This window comes from Desulfotomaculum sp. 1211_IL3151 (genome assembly GCF_036763075.1).
Classification (GTDB): Bacteria; Bacillota; Desulfotomaculia; order Desulfotomaculales; family Desulfotomaculaceae; genus Desulfotomaculum.
Genome location: NZ_JBAIYV010000035.1, coordinates 34,621 through 48,992, shown reverse-complemented (window position 1 = coordinate 48,992; position 14,372 = coordinate 34,621). Strand labels below are relative to the sequence as shown.

Below are 14,372 nucleotides of genomic sequence, written 5' to 3'. Positions count from 1 at the left end.
TTTTATGTCTCGAAAAAATCGCTATGACAAAACGGAATGGGCAGGAGCCTTCGGGGACCTTGGAACCCTAATCCCCTTTATTGTAGGTTATATTACTGTAATGAAAATGGATCCATTGGGTGTACTATTTATGTTTGGTATGCTGCTTATCCTGGCAGGATCTTATTACAAAACACCCATTCCTATCCAACCAATGAAGGCAATTGGTGGTGCAGCGATTACGCAGGCAGCAGTAATAACCCCTGGTATGGTGTGGGGTTCTGGTATTTTCACAGGACTTTTTTGGCTGATCATCGGTGCAACCGGTGCCCTGAATTTTATTTCTAAGGTTACGACAAAACCAGTTCTTCGGGGGATTGTACTTGGTCTGGGTCTTTCCTTTATTATGGAAGGAACCAGGCTGATGAAGACAGATTTTGCGGTGGCTGTTATTGCCATATTTATCACTTTTATTTTACTAACCAGTAAACGAATGCCAGCTATGTTTGCCTTAATTGTCTTTGGGGTCATTGCTGCTCTGGTCAAAAACCCGGGTTTGGTTCATGAACTTGCCGGTATTAAGTTTGATTTCCGTCTGCCCCAATTTGCTTTAGGGGAATTTACCTGGTCTGACTTTGTCAAAGGGTCACTTATTCTAGCTATACCCCAGATTCCTTTAACCTTTGGTAATGCAGTTATGGCAGTTACTGCTGAGAATAACCGCCTGTTTCCGGAACATCCTGTTACAGAAAAGAAAATGGCCATGTCTCAAGGTATTATGAACTTAATTTCCCCTATCTTTGGTGGGATTCCTATGTGTCACGGTGCAGGTGGCATGGCAGGTCATGTCCGCTTTGGTGCCCGTACCGGTGGTTCAACAGTTATTTTGGGGGGTATCTTGTTAGTAATTGCTCTTTGCTTCAGCAGTTCAATTCTATTGATTTTCAAGATTTTCCCTACCAGTGTTTTGGGAGTAATCCTGTTTTTTGCTGGTCTGGAGCTTGCTGTTTCTGCCAGGGACGTGGGCAAAGAAAAGAATGACTACTATACGCTGCTTATTACCGCTGGGTTCTCCATTTGGAACATGGGGATTGGCTTTTTAGCAGGATTAATTATGCAGGAATGCTTAAAAAGAAAAATATTTAAGGTTTGATCTTCTACTCCTTTAAGATAATTTACAATTACCCTTGCGGCGGATACTGAATTTCAAGAAGTTTACTACAATGCTATATAGGCTTATAAAGAATCTCCTTTTTATTATTCTTTTGAAGCAGGTAAAAATTCCATCTCGATCCGTCGGATGGTGTTTTTTTCGAGTTCCGTCAGTTTAAACTGTACATTTTTGTAGCAAACAACTTGCCCCTCAGCGGGGCGATGCTGGGTCTCTTCCAAAAACCAACCAGCTAGGGTAAAAACTCCTTTGGCCTCCAAATCAAGGCCAAAATCCAGTTTGAGATCTACAACAGCATAACGAGCATCTAACGAGTATCTATTATCTCCCAGAGGTTCTACAGAACTTCGTTCTTCATCATGTTCATCCTGAATCTCCCCGACAATTTCCTCAAGTATATCCTCTATCGTCAGGAGCCCAGCAGTTCCTCCAAATTCATCCACCACCAACGCCAATTGTTTATGACTCTTCTGCATCTGCTTTAATATTTCATCAATGCCAGTATGTTCTGTTACCACTATAATTGGTCGCAGGGCTTGCTTAAGAAAGTCCTCCATGTTAATGGCGTTCAATGTCAGAGAACTATTAAAGCAGAGATCTTTGGTATTGATATAACCCACAATGCGATCTTTGTTCTCCTCGCATACTGGATAACGGGCAAACTTTTCCTCGGTAATAAAACGTAAATTTTCTTCCCAGCTTAGATTCGTGTATAAACAGACCATGTCCGTGCGGGGGACCATAATTTCTCCGGCAACCCGATCGGCAAAATGCAGGGAATTGCGGGCTAACTGAAGTTCTGTTTGATTGATTTCTCCCCCTTGATGGCTCTGTAGTAAAATCATGCTAATTTCTTCTTCTGAATGAATTTGCTGATGTTCGGAAACGGCGTGCAAGCCAAACAGCCGAACCAAGTTTCTGGCCGAACCATTTAAAACCCAAATGGCTGGGTACATAATTTTATAAAACCAGATGAGAGAAGGAGCAAGGGCTAGCGTGACTGCTTCAGCCCGTTGGATGGCCAAGGTCTTGGGGGCCAGTTCACCCACTACTACGTGTAGAAAAGAGATGGTCGAAAAGCCAATTAGAAAGGCCAAGCCTTCAATCAGGGCCTGGGGTAAGCCAAAGTAGTGAAAAACTGGTTCGATTAGTTTTGCCACGGCAGGTTCTCCTAACCAACCCAAACCCAGGGCGGTTAAGGTAATACCCAACTGGCAAGCTGATAAGTAACCATCCAGATTATGTAACACTTTTTTTACTGCCACTGCCTTTTGATTGCCTTCTTGTATAATTTGCTCAATACGGGATTCTCTCACCTTGACAATAGCAAACTCTGTGGCCACAAAATAAGCAGTGGCGGCTATGAGCATCGCTACTAGAAAAAGATTGATAAGAACCATGCGTCCAACGCCCCCTTATAACATAACTATCTTATCCCTAAAAAGATAACTTTACTCCGCAAATACACTGCAACGTATAACTGTACAAAAAACAAAAACCCGGCGCAGTTGCGCCGAGTTCCTGAATTGAGAAATTTGTATTTATAATCCTATTTCAGCTGCCTGTGTACGCATACCAAGTATGCATTTGTTAATAACATCGTCCAGTTCCATACCAAGGTTTTTACAGCCATCTAGAATTACGTCACGATTTACACCAGCTGCAAAACTTTTGTCCTTGAATTTCTTTTTTACGCTTTTGACTTCTATATCCATTACTGACTTTGACGGACGCATTAAAGCGGCGGCCCCTATTAACCCCGTCAACTCATCTACCGCAAAAAGCACCTTTTCCATGTACCGTGTTGGTTCTGCATCCACTACTATACCATGTCCATGACTAATAACTGCATGTATGAATGCATCATCATAGCCTGCCTCTTTTAATAATTCAGGCGCTTTTTTGCAGTGTTCATCCGGATACATTTCATAATCTACATCGTGCAGAAGACCAACTGCACCCCAATAGTCTACATCTTCTCCAGCTTCCGCAGCAAAATAACGCATTACTGCTTCCACTGCGATACCATGCCGAACCAATGCTTCACTTTTATTGTACTGTTTTAACACGGACATTGCCTTTTCTCTCATCATTAGAACCCTCTTATCCTTATGTGTATTTTTCTTTGACTAACTTTTTCTACCCCTGTAAACCAAATTTATCTCCATTTTACACCAAAATAATACTCAACGGAAGGGGAGCCTCATGAATGGATTGCGTGATAATTTTTTATCCCGGTTGACAATGGTTTGATATCTAATTATAATGTCATTATGAAACAGGGAAATGCACTATCGCTTATAAGTAGAATAAGAGAAAAGGCAACAAAATTTATCGTTAGGGAACTGGAAGTTCAAGGAGTTAAAGGGATCGTTCCTTCGCATGGAGATATTTTAGTTGTTCTTTTTTATGGTGAAAAATTCACGATGAGGGAGTTAGCTGAAAAAATCCATCGAACAAAACCGACCGTCACGGTATTAGTCGAAAAGCTAATACAATACGGTTTTGTGGAGAGGGAAAAAAGCCAGACGGACAATCGGGTAACCTATATAAAATTAACAAAGAAAGGATTTGAATTGAAGCCGATTTTTGATGATATTTCCGGAAAACTTAATGGTATTCTTTACGGAGACTTAACAGATGAAGAATCAGTTAGCCTGGAAAGCTTACTAAATCGGGTTAACTCTAAGTTTGATATAACAATATGAATCTACGATGGATTCATTTATTTTTCAACAAAAGGTTTGATATCAAACCTTCATGCAAACAAATTTTATAAAGAGGTGAATCCATGTTAAGACCAGATGGAGAACAATTATTAAAGGACTTTTCAGCCAAGGCATACCCACGCCAAATCACAGAAATCATTCCAGGTGTCATTTATCACGTCATGGGTTATGGCCATAGCAATGCCAGCTTTATCATTGGAGAAACTTCCGTGATCTTAATTGATACCCTTGATACCGACAAGCGTGCAGAAGACCTTAAAGGCATTATCGCTAGGTATGCTAACAAACCAGTTAAGACCATTATCTATACCCACGGCCACCCCGATCACCGTGGTGGTGCCGGGGTTTTCATGGAAACGAATCCAGAAATTATTGCCTTTGCCCCCTGCAAGCCAGTCCTTGGGCGGATGAATGCCCTCAATGATGTTCTCAATCAGCGCGGTATCAGACAACATGGCTACCAAATCAGCGACGAAGAAGCCCTTTGTCAAGGCATAGGAATCCGTGAAGGTATGGTTCAAAGTGAAGGCAAAAGGGCTTTTGTACCGCCTACTACAATTTATAATGAGGAAAAAATCAACCGCACGATCGATGGCATTCACCTAGAACTTGCTGCCGCTCCAGGTGAAACGGATGATCAGCTGCTGGTCTGGTTGCCAGCTCATAAGGTGCTTTTTTGTGGTGATAATTATTACGGTTGCTGGCCCAATCTGTATGCTATCCGGGGCAGTCAATATCGTGATATCAGCACCTGGATTGAGACCTTAGATAAGCTGATCGCTTATCGCGCTGAATGTCTCCTCCCCGGCCATACCCACCCCATCCTGGGAGAAACTGCTATTGTAGAAACACTGACTAATTTCCGTAATGCTATTGATTACATACTTTCAGAAACCCTTAAAGGCATGAATCAGGGCATGACGATGGAGGAGGTGGCAGAAGCAGTAAAGTTACCTGAAAAGTGGGCCAAGCTTCCTTACCTTGGCGAATTTTATGGTACGGTTGCCTGGTCTGTTCGTGGCATATATGCCGGCTATGTAGGTTGGTTTGACGGCAACCCAACCCATCTTAATCCCTTGCCAAGTCGAATCCGTGCAGAAAAAACCATCGCTCTCATGGGTGGCGCGGAGTCCGTGCTTTCCGCTATCAGCCAAGCCCTGGACAACAAAGAAGCGCAATGGGCTATTGAGCTTGCAGATATCCTTATTGCTGCGGATTGTTCCCATAGACAGGCAAAACAATACAAAGCCCAAGGTCTTCTCATACTCGGCCGTCTGGATACAAGTGCGAATGGCCGTCACTACTATTTCGCCTGCGCTAAGGAACTGCTCGCCAATTTGTAAACATGTGGTTTTAATACTGTTCCTATGGGGGGTAATGCTGGCTTAGCTGGCATTACCCCTTTAAATTATGAAGAAGGTATGCCGTTATTATTTGCAAAACCTATGACTTATACAGCAATAAAAAGGAAAAAACAGAATAAATCTGGAAAAGCTCTTTAAAGACCAATTACACGTTTTGTTTGATTTTTGAGGCCAGTATATAATTGTCTTGACAATAATGTAAGGATAGAGGGATTACAGTGACCTTTCAACTTGATGATAGTCTGGGCTTTATCTTAAATCGTACGAATCTACGCATGAAAAATACTCTGTTACACCACTTTAAGGATTATGATGTTACACCTGAACAATGGGCTGTTTTAAACCGCTTGTGGGAAAGGGAAGGAATCTCACCAAAGGAGTTGTCAGAACTCACTTCCAAAGATCAACCCACAACCGTAAGGATTATCTCAAAGCTTGAAAAAAAGGGCTTTGTTAAAAGAAAGGGAAATCCTGAAGATGGTAGGGCTTATCTGATTTATTTAACCAATAAGGGGCAAGCTTTGCAAGATAAACTTTTTCCTCTTGCCTTTGAAGCCCTTCATAAGGCAATAAAAGGTATCAATCAGGAGCAAATTGAACAGGTAAAAGTGGTCTTAAATAAAATATTTGAAAACTTAGATCGGTAACATTTCTAGCAGATTACTTCTTCTGACAACTACTTTATGGGTAGTCTTGATTTCCCATTTTTAAGTTAGCAGTAAGGGGGAATTTTCTATGGGAAAGGACGCAGTGTTTCGGTTTTCCTATGATGCCCATCTAGCTGCCTGTTTTGACTTAGGATGTCTTCAAAAAAGTGGCTACAAGCTAAAAAAGTATATCGATGGCTATCGATACTACCCTATAGGCAGCAAACACACCTATGTGATAAGAAATCCGCAGGTCATAGAAGTGGGTCAGCATGTTTCAACCTATTATTGGTCTGGCCACAGGAAATCCCGCAACCAGTTTAATTGTCTGGTAATACCCTTTAAAAAGGTGAAGTAGTACATATTCAAGGTGTCATTTAATTTATCAAATTGTGGCAATCATGAGGGGGGTGTGGGAAAAATATTGCCATCTCAAAATCATTTTGAAAGGACGGTAGCTAGATGAAACAAATTGGGTTGACGGGAAAGGCATGGTTAAAGGGTTTCCATATCTTCTTTGCCTGTTTATGGATTGGAGCGGCGTTATCCATGATTCTTCTTTCCTTTTTTAGAGGCCAACTTGCTAATGGAGATGAACTTTGGGCAGTGAATGCCTCTATAAAAATGATCGATGACTTTATCATTATACCTTCAGCAATGGGTTGTTTAATAACCGGTATTCTTTTTTCATGGTTAACAAACTGGGGGTTCTTTAAATTCCCCTGGATTATTGTCAAGTATGTTATCACCGTTGGTGCTATTTTGTTTGGAACCTTCTACCTTGGCACCTGGGTGAATGGTATGGAGGCTATCTCAAAAGTAGAGCGTCTTGCCGCATTGCAAAATAGTACCTATTTACAGTATGCCAAACTGAACCTTTACTTTGGATCTTTCCAGGCCTTTACTCTAATTGTAGCAGCCTTTCTATCTGTCTTTAAGCCTTGGGGTAAAAGGGGGAAAATCAATAAAAAGCACAATATTAAAGCATCATCAACATAACGTACTTGTAATGAGCAAATCATTATTTTTCTAATATCCCACGCCTTTTTCGCATTAGACAAACCCAGGCTCTAGGTGGGCTTGGATGCTTCGATTCAAAACGGCTTAAATTATACTTTTAACAAAAGGAGATAAACAATCATAAAAATAAAGCTCTTTCGACTCTATAGTCCAAGGAGCTTTATTTTTTATTGCTGTAGAAACCATATGTCATTGACTAAAAAACAATAAGGACCATTTATTGAAATTCAGCTTTTTAAAGGATATAATTGTCTAGACAAGATTCATTCGTTATAGAGGAGATACAGAGACCAGTGACTTTTAAACTTGATAATAGTCTGGGGTTTATTTTGAATCGTACAAATACACGCATGAAAAATAACTTGTTGCATCATTTTAAAGATTATGATGTAACGCCCGAACAATGGGCAGTTTTAAATCGTTTATGGGAGAGGGAAGGAATTTCTTCTACAGAACTGGCAGAATTGACTTCCAAAGATCAACCCACAACGGTAAGAATGCTAGCAAAGCTTGAAAAGAAGGGTTATATTACAAGAAAAGTTAACCCAGAAGATGGTAGGGCTTATCAAATTTTTCTTACTAGCGAAGGGCGTGCATTAAAGGATAAATTATTTCCGATAGCATTTCAGGCTCTCGATAAATCCCTAAAAGGTATCGATCGAAAGCAAATAGAGCAGGTTAAAGTAATTCTTAATAAAATCTTCGAAAATTTAGGTGGATAAGGTTTTTGTATATTAATACTTGTTTTGACAACTAATATTTTCATGCGAATAATGATTTAACTAGCATTTTCCAGGAGGTAAAAAATGCTTAAAACGGAATTCGCAATTATATTGTTCTTACTAATTGGTTGCATGGTTTACCTCTTTTCAAGGAGAATATATTAAGCAGTAAGGGGGGTACTATGGGAAAAGCTTTGGTTTTTAAATTCTCTTTTTTAAATTCTCTTATGATGCCCATCTAGCTGCCTTTTTTGACCCTGAATGTCTTCGAAGAAGTGGATATAAACTTAAGAAGTTTGTAGACGGTTACAGGTACTACCCAATTGGCAGCAAACAAACATTTGTCAAAAGAAACGCTCAAGTCGTTGAACTGGGGCTGCATATTTCAACTTATTTTTGGTGCAATAAATCAAGGTTTAGAAGCCAGTCAGATTGTTCAGTAATCCTATTCAAATATAAAGTGAGATAAATATTGGAAGTTCGTTCCAGGTATTTTCTTACTCCTAAACACACTAACAGCCAGACTACAAAATAATAGAAGGAGAAACGATTATGAACGAAAGACAATCTCTGTGGACCAAGGATTTCATCCTTATCTGTCTAACCAGTTTGTTTATGTTTACAAGCTTTTATTTCTTGATTTCTACTTTACCGATGTATGTTACCGGGGTCTTAAAAGGTAGTGAACGTAATGTTGGATATATTGTGGGGATTCTGACCATAACAGCAGTTTTAGTTCGTCCAATCTCTGGTTACATGTTGGATACGATGGGTAGAAAAGGTGTTGTGGTGTTAGCGTTAGTTGCTTTTGTGGCAGTAACCTTTGCCTATAACTTAGCAACAAGTATGCTTATACTTTTTCTGTTAAGGGCTGTTCACGGGTTTGCCTGGGGTTTTACCTCAACAGGTGCAGGAACCATAGCCAGTGATATTGTGCCTGCTGCAAGAAGAGGGGAAGGAATGGGTTACTACGGCTTAGCCGGTACCTTCGCTATGGCAGTGGGACCCGTATTAAGTCTTTATATTCTTGATAGGTATGATTTTAATACCCTATTTACCACTGGTGCATTCATTTCATCCCTAGCCCTTTTATGTGTACTTGGTATAAAGAGCTTTGAAAGTAATATGGACAAGCCGAAAACAAAGATTGGCCTTAACAGCTTTTTAGAACCAAGGGTCTATTCCCTTTCAGTTGTAATATTCTTTGTTAACTTGACCTATGGAGGAATTGTTTCTTTTATAACTCTTTACGCAATGGAATTAAACGTTGCGAATGCAGGTATCTTTTTCATGGTTTACGGTGTGTCCTTATTGTTTGTGAGACCCTATGCAGGAAAAATCTTTGATAAACGCGGTCCGAATCAGATAATGTCCATCGGTTTCGTGGCTTTGTCCACTTCGTTTTTTGTTCTATTTATGGCAAAGGGCTATCTGATGTTTGTCATATCAGCAATAATACTGGGCATTGGCTTTGGCATTATACAACCAACCCTTCAGGCAATGGCTATCAATCGAGTTGAGCCATTTCGCAGGGGGGCTGTCAACGGCACAATCTTTACTGCCCTTGATTTAGGAATTGGCATTGGCTCTATCTTACTAGGGTTTGTTTCAAATACACTTGGGCTATCTTATATGTATCTTATCTGTGCCTTTATCGTTATTATCCCTATGGTGGTCTTCTTTTGGAAGGACGCCAAAATGCCAAGTAAACAGATCAGTTAGATATTGGCCTGTTTTCTGTTGCCAACTTCCGTGTTAGTCCACATAAATGGTCAAAGGTGTTGACCCGTTGATAACTATGTATAAAAATAAAGAGAAAATACGTTTTAGGTGGAGTTTATATGAATCGAGCGGATCTTAAATTTAGGGAAGCCACACAGGAAGATATTAATAACATTATGTTTATTGAGGATAATTCCTTTCATCAGGGTATTAAAGAAGAAAAGGATGTCTTTCTTGAACGAATAGTTACATTCCCCACCGGTTTTCTGCTGCTGGAACATGAGGACAGAGTAATTGGCTATATATGTTCGGAGTTATGGAAGTATCAAGAAAATATAGATGCAGTAAATCTAAAACTAGGCCATAGGATTAAGGGTATCCATGATCCCGCAGGCGAGGAATTATATATTTCATCGATGGGTCTATTGCCGGAATTTAGGGGTGAAGGGGTAGGGAAGTTGATGTTTGAGTCCCTCATCAATCGATTATTAAAGACATATCCCCAGATTAAAAGCATTGTATTAATGGTTTCTAGGAATTGGTTGACGGCACAAAGGATTTATCAAAGGAATGGCTTTAGGGAAGCAGCAATTATTCCAAACTTTTTTCAACCCCTTAGTTTAGAGCATCAAGACGGTATTGTTATGCGTAGAAGGGTGAAGAATATTCGCCATGGAAAACTATGAAAAGAGAGCTCGCCTAGAGTTAAGTAATTGGCAGGCTAAAATGATAAAACGACCCTCGCTTTTCAATAACTTGACCAAGGGGATGCAAAACAGAGTGAATCAATTGATCCCTGAACGGGTTCATCAGGCCATGACCACGGCCATTAAAAATCTGCTCCGAGCCACTTTAATCGGTTCGGAGTATACAACCCAAAAGCCCGTTTCCTTAAACTTAACCTTGGAGGAAAGAGAAAAACAGGTACAGAGTCGGTTGATATTCTATCGCAAGGCCGCTGCCTGGGAGGGGGCTGGCACTGGGGCCGGTGGGCTTCTGTTGGGTTTGGCCGATTTTCCGTTATTGCTTTCTTTGAAGATGAAATTTCTCTTTGAGGTGGCCGCTCTTTATGGCTATAATGTACGGGATTACCGGGAGCGGTTGTATATCCTGCATCTTTTTCAATTGGCCTTTGCCAGTGACAAGGGGCGCCGGGAAATCTACCAGAAAATCTACCACTGGCAGAGCACCGTACAAAAATTCCCCCCGGACCTACCCCTGCAGAGCATCGATTGGCGACAACTACAGCAAGAATATCGAGATTATATTGATTTGGTGAAGTTACTACAATTGCTGCCCGGCATTGGGGCTGTGGTAGGGGCATATGGAAATTATCGGTTGCTAGATACCCTGGGAGAGACCGCTATCAATGGGTATCGGTTAAGGTACTTTAATAAATAGATGATTCGTAAGTAGGACTAAACACTTGAGTATCTGTTCATATAACTATTGACACATCGTAAAATCGGAATATAATAGAGTTATAACACATGAGCAGTCGCTCATATGTATGTGCAAGTTGTTATCGGGGAGGTCTGAATATGGCAAAAAAGCCGAACCCAATTGAAAAATGCTCTTGCGATGTAATCCATGAGGAAGTCATAAAGCAAGTGAAGGGTAAAATGCCTCCAGAAGAAACCCTCTATGACTTGGCAGAACTCTTTAAGGTATTTGGAGATTCAACACGAATCAAGATACTATGGGCCTTAGATGAAGCGGAAATGTGTGTTTGTGACATTGCTGCCTTACTGAACATGACACAATCAGCGATTTCACATCAACTTAGAGTCCTAAAGCAAGCTAGTTTGGTAAAGAACAGAAAGGAGGGTAAAGTGGTATATTATTCATTGGATGATGAGCACGTCAAACATATATTTAATCAAGGTTTAGTTCACATCAATGAGGACGATTAACCGTAAAAGGAATCTAACATATCCCCCTCCAAGGAGTATCGGCTTTTTATGTCTAACATCTTTCGTTGAATAACCAATTAGTTCACGAATCTGCCGTCTAATCCCGTGTTTCATACCGATAGGCTAATAGGAGGTAATATTTTTTAGGTTTAAACATGAACATATAAGCAAGTATTCAAACGATGCAAAAACATAGGAGGCTGATAAATATTATGAAAAAGAAATTTATTCTGGAAGGTTTAGATTGTGCAAATTGTGCAGCCAAAATGGAGAAATCCATTCGTCAGCTGGATGGTGTTAAAGAAGCTACCGTCAACTTTATGACCCGCAAACTTGTGATTGAGGGTGAAGCTGAAAAGATGATCGCCATTATACAGGCGGCGGAAAAAATCATTAAAGACCTTGAACCAGATACCATACTGAAAAAGGCATAATAAAGGTGTTCAACGAAAGATAGGTAATCTTTTTTAGCCTTATATATGAATGAATGTTCAATTATTCATGTAATTATTTAAAGATCTCCGTCCAATACAGGGAAAATTTGTGCATAAAGGTCGTGTCGTAATGAAAAAACGTCTTTGGCGAATTCTTTTTGGGGCCGTGTTATTTATTGCAGCAGCGGTAATGAATCCAAGTGACCAATGGTTTAAGATTGCTTTGTATGGACTCAGTTATATCGTGGTAGGTTTGGATGTTGTAATAAAAGCCTGTAAAAACATTATTAAGGGTCGGGCCTTTGATGAAAACTTTTTAATGACTGTGGCCACCATTGGTGCAATGCTCATTGCGGAGTATCCAGAAGGTGTTGCTGTGATGCTATTTTACCAAGTAGGTGAGCTCTTTCAAAGCTATGCGGTTGATAAGTCAAGAAAATCCATTGCCAGCCTGATGGATATTCGACCGGATTACGCCAATGTAAAAAGAGGCGAGGAACTGGTAAAAGTTGACCCGGATGAGGTACAAACTGACGACATTATTGTCATAAAGGCAGGAGAAAAAGTCCCCCTTGACGGTATCGTACTTAAGGGAAAGTCAATGATTGATACATCCGCCCTTACCGGCGAGTCTGTTCCCCGTGAGGTAGAAGTGGGAAGTGATATTTTAAGTGGCTGCATTAACCTGAATGGAGTTATTACAGCTAAGGTTACAAAGGAGTATGAGGAATCTACCGTAAGTAAGATTCTGGATTTAGTTGAAAATGCAAGCAATAAAAAATCACATTCGGAGCAATTTATTACGAAATTTGCCAGGTATTATACTCCGATCGTCGTTATAATAGCCGTTTTCCTTGCCATTATTCCACCACTGGTTCTAGAGGGTGCCACCTTTGGGGATTGGATATATAGGGCATTGTCATTTCTTGTGGTTTCTTGCCCCTGTGCCCTGGTTTTATCCATCCCCTTAAGTTTCTTTGGCGGAATTGGTGGGGCATCAAGAAAAGGAGTATTAGTAAAAGGAAGTAACTATTTAGAAGCATTAGCAGAAACTGAGATTATTGTATTTGATAAAACCGGAACCCTTACCAAGGGTGTATTTCTTGTACAGGAGATTCATGCAGAGGGAGTATCTCAGGAGGAACTACTGGAGTTCACTGCCTATGCAGAAAGCTACTCTAACCACCCAATTTCCAATTCTATCAAACAGGCCTATGCCAAAGAAATTGACAGTGGACGCATTGCAAATGTAGAAGAGATTTCAGGTCATGGTGTTATTGCAACGATCGACGGAAAAAAGGTCCTGGTAGGAAATAGTAAGCTCATGAAAAAGATGAATATGCCTTACTATGAAGGTGAGCTTATCGGTACTGTTGTGCACGTTGCAATAGACCATATTTATGCTGGTTATATCGTTATTGCCGATGAAGTAAAGGCCGACTCAGCACAGGCCATTAAGGAACTTAAGCACGCTAACATTAAGAAAACTGTGATGCTAACAGGTGACACACAAGCGGTTGCTGCAAAGGTTGCTAAGGAACTTGGTATAGATAAAGTATATTCCGAATTGTTACCAGGGGATAAAGTGGAAAAGGTAGAAGAATTATTGTTACAGAAATCAGAAAAGGGTAAACTTGCCTTTGTGGGTGACGGTATTAACGATGCCCCTGTTTTAGCCCGTGCAGACATTGGTATTGCAATGGGTGGTTTGGGTTCCGATGCTGCCATTGAGGCTGCAGATCTTGTAATCATGACCGATGAACCTTCTAAAATTGCCACAGCCATAAGAATTTCAAAAAAGACACTAGGAATTGCCCGGCAAAATATCGTGATTGCTATAGGTATAAAAGTAGGGATTCTCGTTTTGAGTGCTTTAGGAATAACGACCCTGTGGGCAGCAATATTTGCAGATGTGGGCGTTACGATCATCGCAGTATTAAATTCCTTCAGGGCATTAAACGTTAAAAAATTATAAGGGGTAGTCGATTACCCTGGATTATTATTAAGTACGTTATCGGTACAATTAGAAACCTCTGATCGTGCAAAAAGGGGATTGACCTTTTAGTCAGTCCCCTTTAAATATTTTATACCGTTTTTATCCTTGAGGCTGGAACCATTACCAAATTGGCGTTATACTCTTTGATTTCCTTAACGTCAGATAGAAGTTCCAAGGAAGCTGTTTGCACCTGCTTTATTGATTCGTCTATCCGGTCGAGGCGCACTTCCACTTTTTGGAACCTTTGGTCTACCTGCACAAATCCCTTTTCAATATGGTTTTCTACACTGTCCATTCTTACATTGATACGATTTTCCAGGCATTCCATTTTCCCATCCATACGGTTTTCTAAACCGTTCATTCTCTCATCCATACGGTCTTCTAAACCGTCCATTCGATCGTTTATACGGTCTTCTAAACCGTCCATTCGATCGTTTATACGACTTTCTAAGTTATCCATTCTCCCGTTTATACGGTTTTCTAGGCATTCCATTTTATCATCTATACGGTTTTCCAAGCTTTCCATTTTACTATTGATGTTATTTTCTAAGCTTTCCACTTTACTATTGATGTTATTTTCTAAGCTTTCCACTTTACCATTTATCTGGGCTAATTGTTCGAAAATCTGTTTTAACGTTTCCTCCATTCGTACCCACTCCCTTAGTTTTAGTATAG

16 protein-coding genes are annotated in these 14,372 nt (G+C 40.3%); 13 read left to right on the top strand and 3 right to left on the bottom strand.

Features of this window, described 5'->3' with window-relative positions; translation table 11 throughout:
- Positions 1-4 precede the first annotated feature (4 nt).
- The gene (locus tag V6C11_RS08400; protein WP_333530693.1) at positions 5-1,132 is read left to right on the top strand and encodes a putative sulfate/molybdate transporter; all 1,128 of its coding nucleotides are present in this window, start codon (positions 5-7) and stop codon (positions 1,130-1,132) included.
- A gap of 104 nt (positions 1,133-1,236) precedes the next feature.
- On the opposite strand, the gene V6C11_RS08395 is transcribed toward V6C11_RS08400, so the two are convergent.
- Together V6C11_RS08395 and V6C11_RS08390 are read right to left on the bottom strand one after the other, a co-directional pair.
- Positions 1,237-2,550: a hemolysin family protein gene (locus V6C11_RS08395; RefSeq protein WP_333530692.1), complete on the bottom strand. Its 1,314-nt coding sequence runs from the start codon at positions 2,548-2,550 to the stop codon at positions 1,237-1,239.
- A gap of 141 nt (positions 2,551-2,691) precedes the next feature.
- Positions 2,692-3,243, bottom strand: coding sequence for an HDIG domain-containing metalloprotein (locus V6C11_RS08390; RefSeq protein WP_333530691.1), 552 nt, complete (start codon positions 3,241-3,243; stop codon positions 2,692-2,694).
- A 156-nt stretch (positions 3,244-3,399) separates the two neighbouring features.
- On the opposite strand from V6C11_RS08390, the gene V6C11_RS08385 reads away from it, so the two are divergent.
- The 12 genes from V6C11_RS08385 to V6C11_RS08330 all read left to right on the top strand — a co-directional run bounded on the left by V6C11_RS08385 (position 3,400) and on the right by V6C11_RS08330 (position 13,676).
- Positions 3,400-3,858, top strand: a complete 459-nt coding sequence (locus V6C11_RS08385) for a MarR family winged helix-turn-helix transcriptional regulator (RefSeq protein WP_333530690.1) — start codon at positions 3,400-3,402, stop codon at positions 3,856-3,858.
- Positions 3,859-3,941: 83 nt separating this feature from the next.
- Positions 3,942-5,222 (top strand): alkyl/aryl-sulfatase, encoded by a 1,281-nt coding sequence (locus V6C11_RS08380; RefSeq protein WP_333530689.1) that lies wholly within the window; start codon positions 3,942-3,944, stop codon positions 5,220-5,222.
- A gap of 239 nt (positions 5,223-5,461) precedes the next feature.
- Positions 5,462-5,890, top strand: coding sequence for a MarR family winged helix-turn-helix transcriptional regulator (locus V6C11_RS08375; RefSeq protein WP_333530688.1), 429 nt, complete (start codon positions 5,462-5,464; stop codon positions 5,888-5,890).
- An 88-nt stretch (positions 5,891-5,978) separates the two neighbouring features.
- A complete protein-coding gene (locus V6C11_RS08370) occupies positions 5,979-6,248 on the top strand; it encodes a hypothetical protein (RefSeq protein ID WP_333530687.1) in 270 nt (89 codons plus the stop codon).
- A gap of 104 nt (positions 6,249-6,352) precedes the next feature.
- Positions 6,353-6,889: a DUF2269 family protein gene (locus V6C11_RS08365; RefSeq protein ID WP_333530686.1), complete on the top strand. Its 537-nt coding sequence runs from the start codon at positions 6,353-6,355 to the stop codon at positions 6,887-6,889.
- Positions 6,890-7,203: 314 nt separating this feature from the next.
- Positions 7,204-7,632: a MarR family winged helix-turn-helix transcriptional regulator gene (locus V6C11_RS08360; RefSeq protein ID WP_333530685.1), complete on the top strand. Its 429-nt coding sequence runs from the start codon at positions 7,204-7,206 to the stop codon at positions 7,630-7,632.
- A 552-nt stretch (positions 7,633-8,184) separates the two neighbouring features.
- Entirely contained in the window at positions 8,185-9,354 is a 1,170-nt protein-coding gene (locus V6C11_RS08355) for an MFS transporter (RefSeq protein ID WP_333530684.1), read from the top strand.
- A 119-nt stretch (positions 9,355-9,473) separates the two neighbouring features.
- Entirely contained in the window at positions 9,474-10,040 is a 567-nt protein-coding gene (locus V6C11_RS08350) for a GNAT family N-acetyltransferase (RefSeq protein ID WP_333530683.1), read from the top strand.
- Positions 10,027-10,755 (top strand): EcsC family protein, encoded by a 729-nt coding sequence (locus tag V6C11_RS08345; protein ID WP_333530682.1) that lies wholly within the window; start codon positions 10,027-10,029, stop codon positions 10,753-10,755. The genes V6C11_RS08350 and V6C11_RS08345 overlap by 14 nt, the downstream gene beginning before the upstream one ends.
- A gap of 140 nt (positions 10,756-10,895) precedes the next feature.
- Complete coding sequence (locus V6C11_RS08340) at positions 10,896-11,267, top strand: ArsR/SmtB family transcription factor (RefSeq protein WP_333530681.1); 372 nt, start codon at positions 10,896-10,898, stop codon at positions 11,265-11,267.
- Between the two features lie 212 nt (positions 11,268-11,479).
- Positions 11,480-11,701 (top strand): cation transporter, encoded by a 222-nt coding sequence (locus V6C11_RS08335; protein ID WP_333530680.1) that lies wholly within the window; start codon positions 11,480-11,482, stop codon positions 11,699-11,701.
- A gap of 130 nt (positions 11,702-11,831) precedes the next feature.
- Positions 11,832-13,676 (top strand): heavy metal translocating P-type ATPase, encoded by a 1,845-nt coding sequence (locus V6C11_RS08330; protein ID WP_333530679.1) that lies wholly within the window; start codon positions 11,832-11,834, stop codon positions 13,674-13,676.
- Between the two features lie 109 nt (positions 13,677-13,785).
- On the opposite strand, the gene V6C11_RS08325 is transcribed toward V6C11_RS08330, so the two are convergent.
- Positions 13,786-14,343 carry a hypothetical protein gene (locus V6C11_RS08325; protein WP_333530678.1) on the bottom strand — a complete coding sequence of 186 codons (558 nt, stop codon included), beginning with the start codon at positions 14,341-14,343 and terminating at the stop codon, positions 13,786-13,788.
- Positions 14,344-14,372 lie beyond the last annotated feature (29 nt).

Excerpts from the sequence above, each read along its gene's own strand:
- V6C11_RS08335 (WP_333530680.1), top strand. The coding sequence starts at position 11,480 with ATGAAAAAGAAATTTATTCTGGAAGGTTTAGATTGTGCAAATTGTGCA.
- V6C11_RS08380 (WP_333530689.1), top strand. The coding sequence starts at position 3,942 with ATGTTAAGACCAGATGGAGAACAATTATTAAAGGACTTTTCAGCCAAG.
- V6C11_RS08345 (WP_333530682.1), top strand. The coding sequence starts at position 10,027 with ATGGAAAACTATGAAAAGAGAGCTCGCCTAGAGTTAAGTAATTGGCAG.
- V6C11_RS08325 (WP_333530678.1), bottom strand. The coding sequence starts at position 14,343 with ATGGAGGAAACGTTAAAACAGATTTTCGAACAATTAGCCCAGATAAAT.
- V6C11_RS08390 (WP_333530691.1), bottom strand. The coding sequence starts at position 3,243 with ATGATGAGAGAAAAGGCAATGTCCGTGTTAAAACAGTACAATAAAAGT.
- V6C11_RS08355 (WP_333530684.1), top strand. The coding sequence starts at position 8,185 with ATGAACGAAAGACAATCTCTGTGGACCAAGGATTTCATCCTTATCTGT.
- V6C11_RS08395 (WP_333530692.1), bottom strand. The coding sequence starts at position 2,550 with ATGGTTCTTATCAATCTTTTTCTAGTAGCGATGCTCATAGCCGCCACT.
- V6C11_RS08350 (WP_333530683.1), top strand. The coding sequence starts at position 9,474 with ATGAATCGAGCGGATCTTAAATTTAGGGAAGCCACACAGGAAGATATT.
- V6C11_RS08400 (WP_333530693.1), top strand. The coding sequence starts at position 5 with ATGTCTCGAAAAAATCGCTATGACAAAACGGAATGGGCAGGAGCCTTC.
- V6C11_RS08365 (WP_333530686.1), top strand. The coding sequence starts at position 6,353 with ATGAAACAAATTGGGTTGACGGGAAAGGCATGGTTAAAGGGTTTCCAT.
- V6C11_RS08370 (WP_333530687.1), top strand. The coding sequence starts at position 5,979 with ATGGGAAAGGACGCAGTGTTTCGGTTTTCCTATGATGCCCATCTAGCT.
- V6C11_RS08330 (WP_333530679.1), top strand. The coding sequence starts at position 11,832 with ATGAAAAAACGTCTTTGGCGAATTCTTTTTGGGGCCGTGTTATTTATT.
- V6C11_RS08340 (WP_333530681.1), top strand. The coding sequence starts at position 10,896 with ATGGCAAAAAAGCCGAACCCAATTGAAAAATGCTCTTGCGATGTAATC.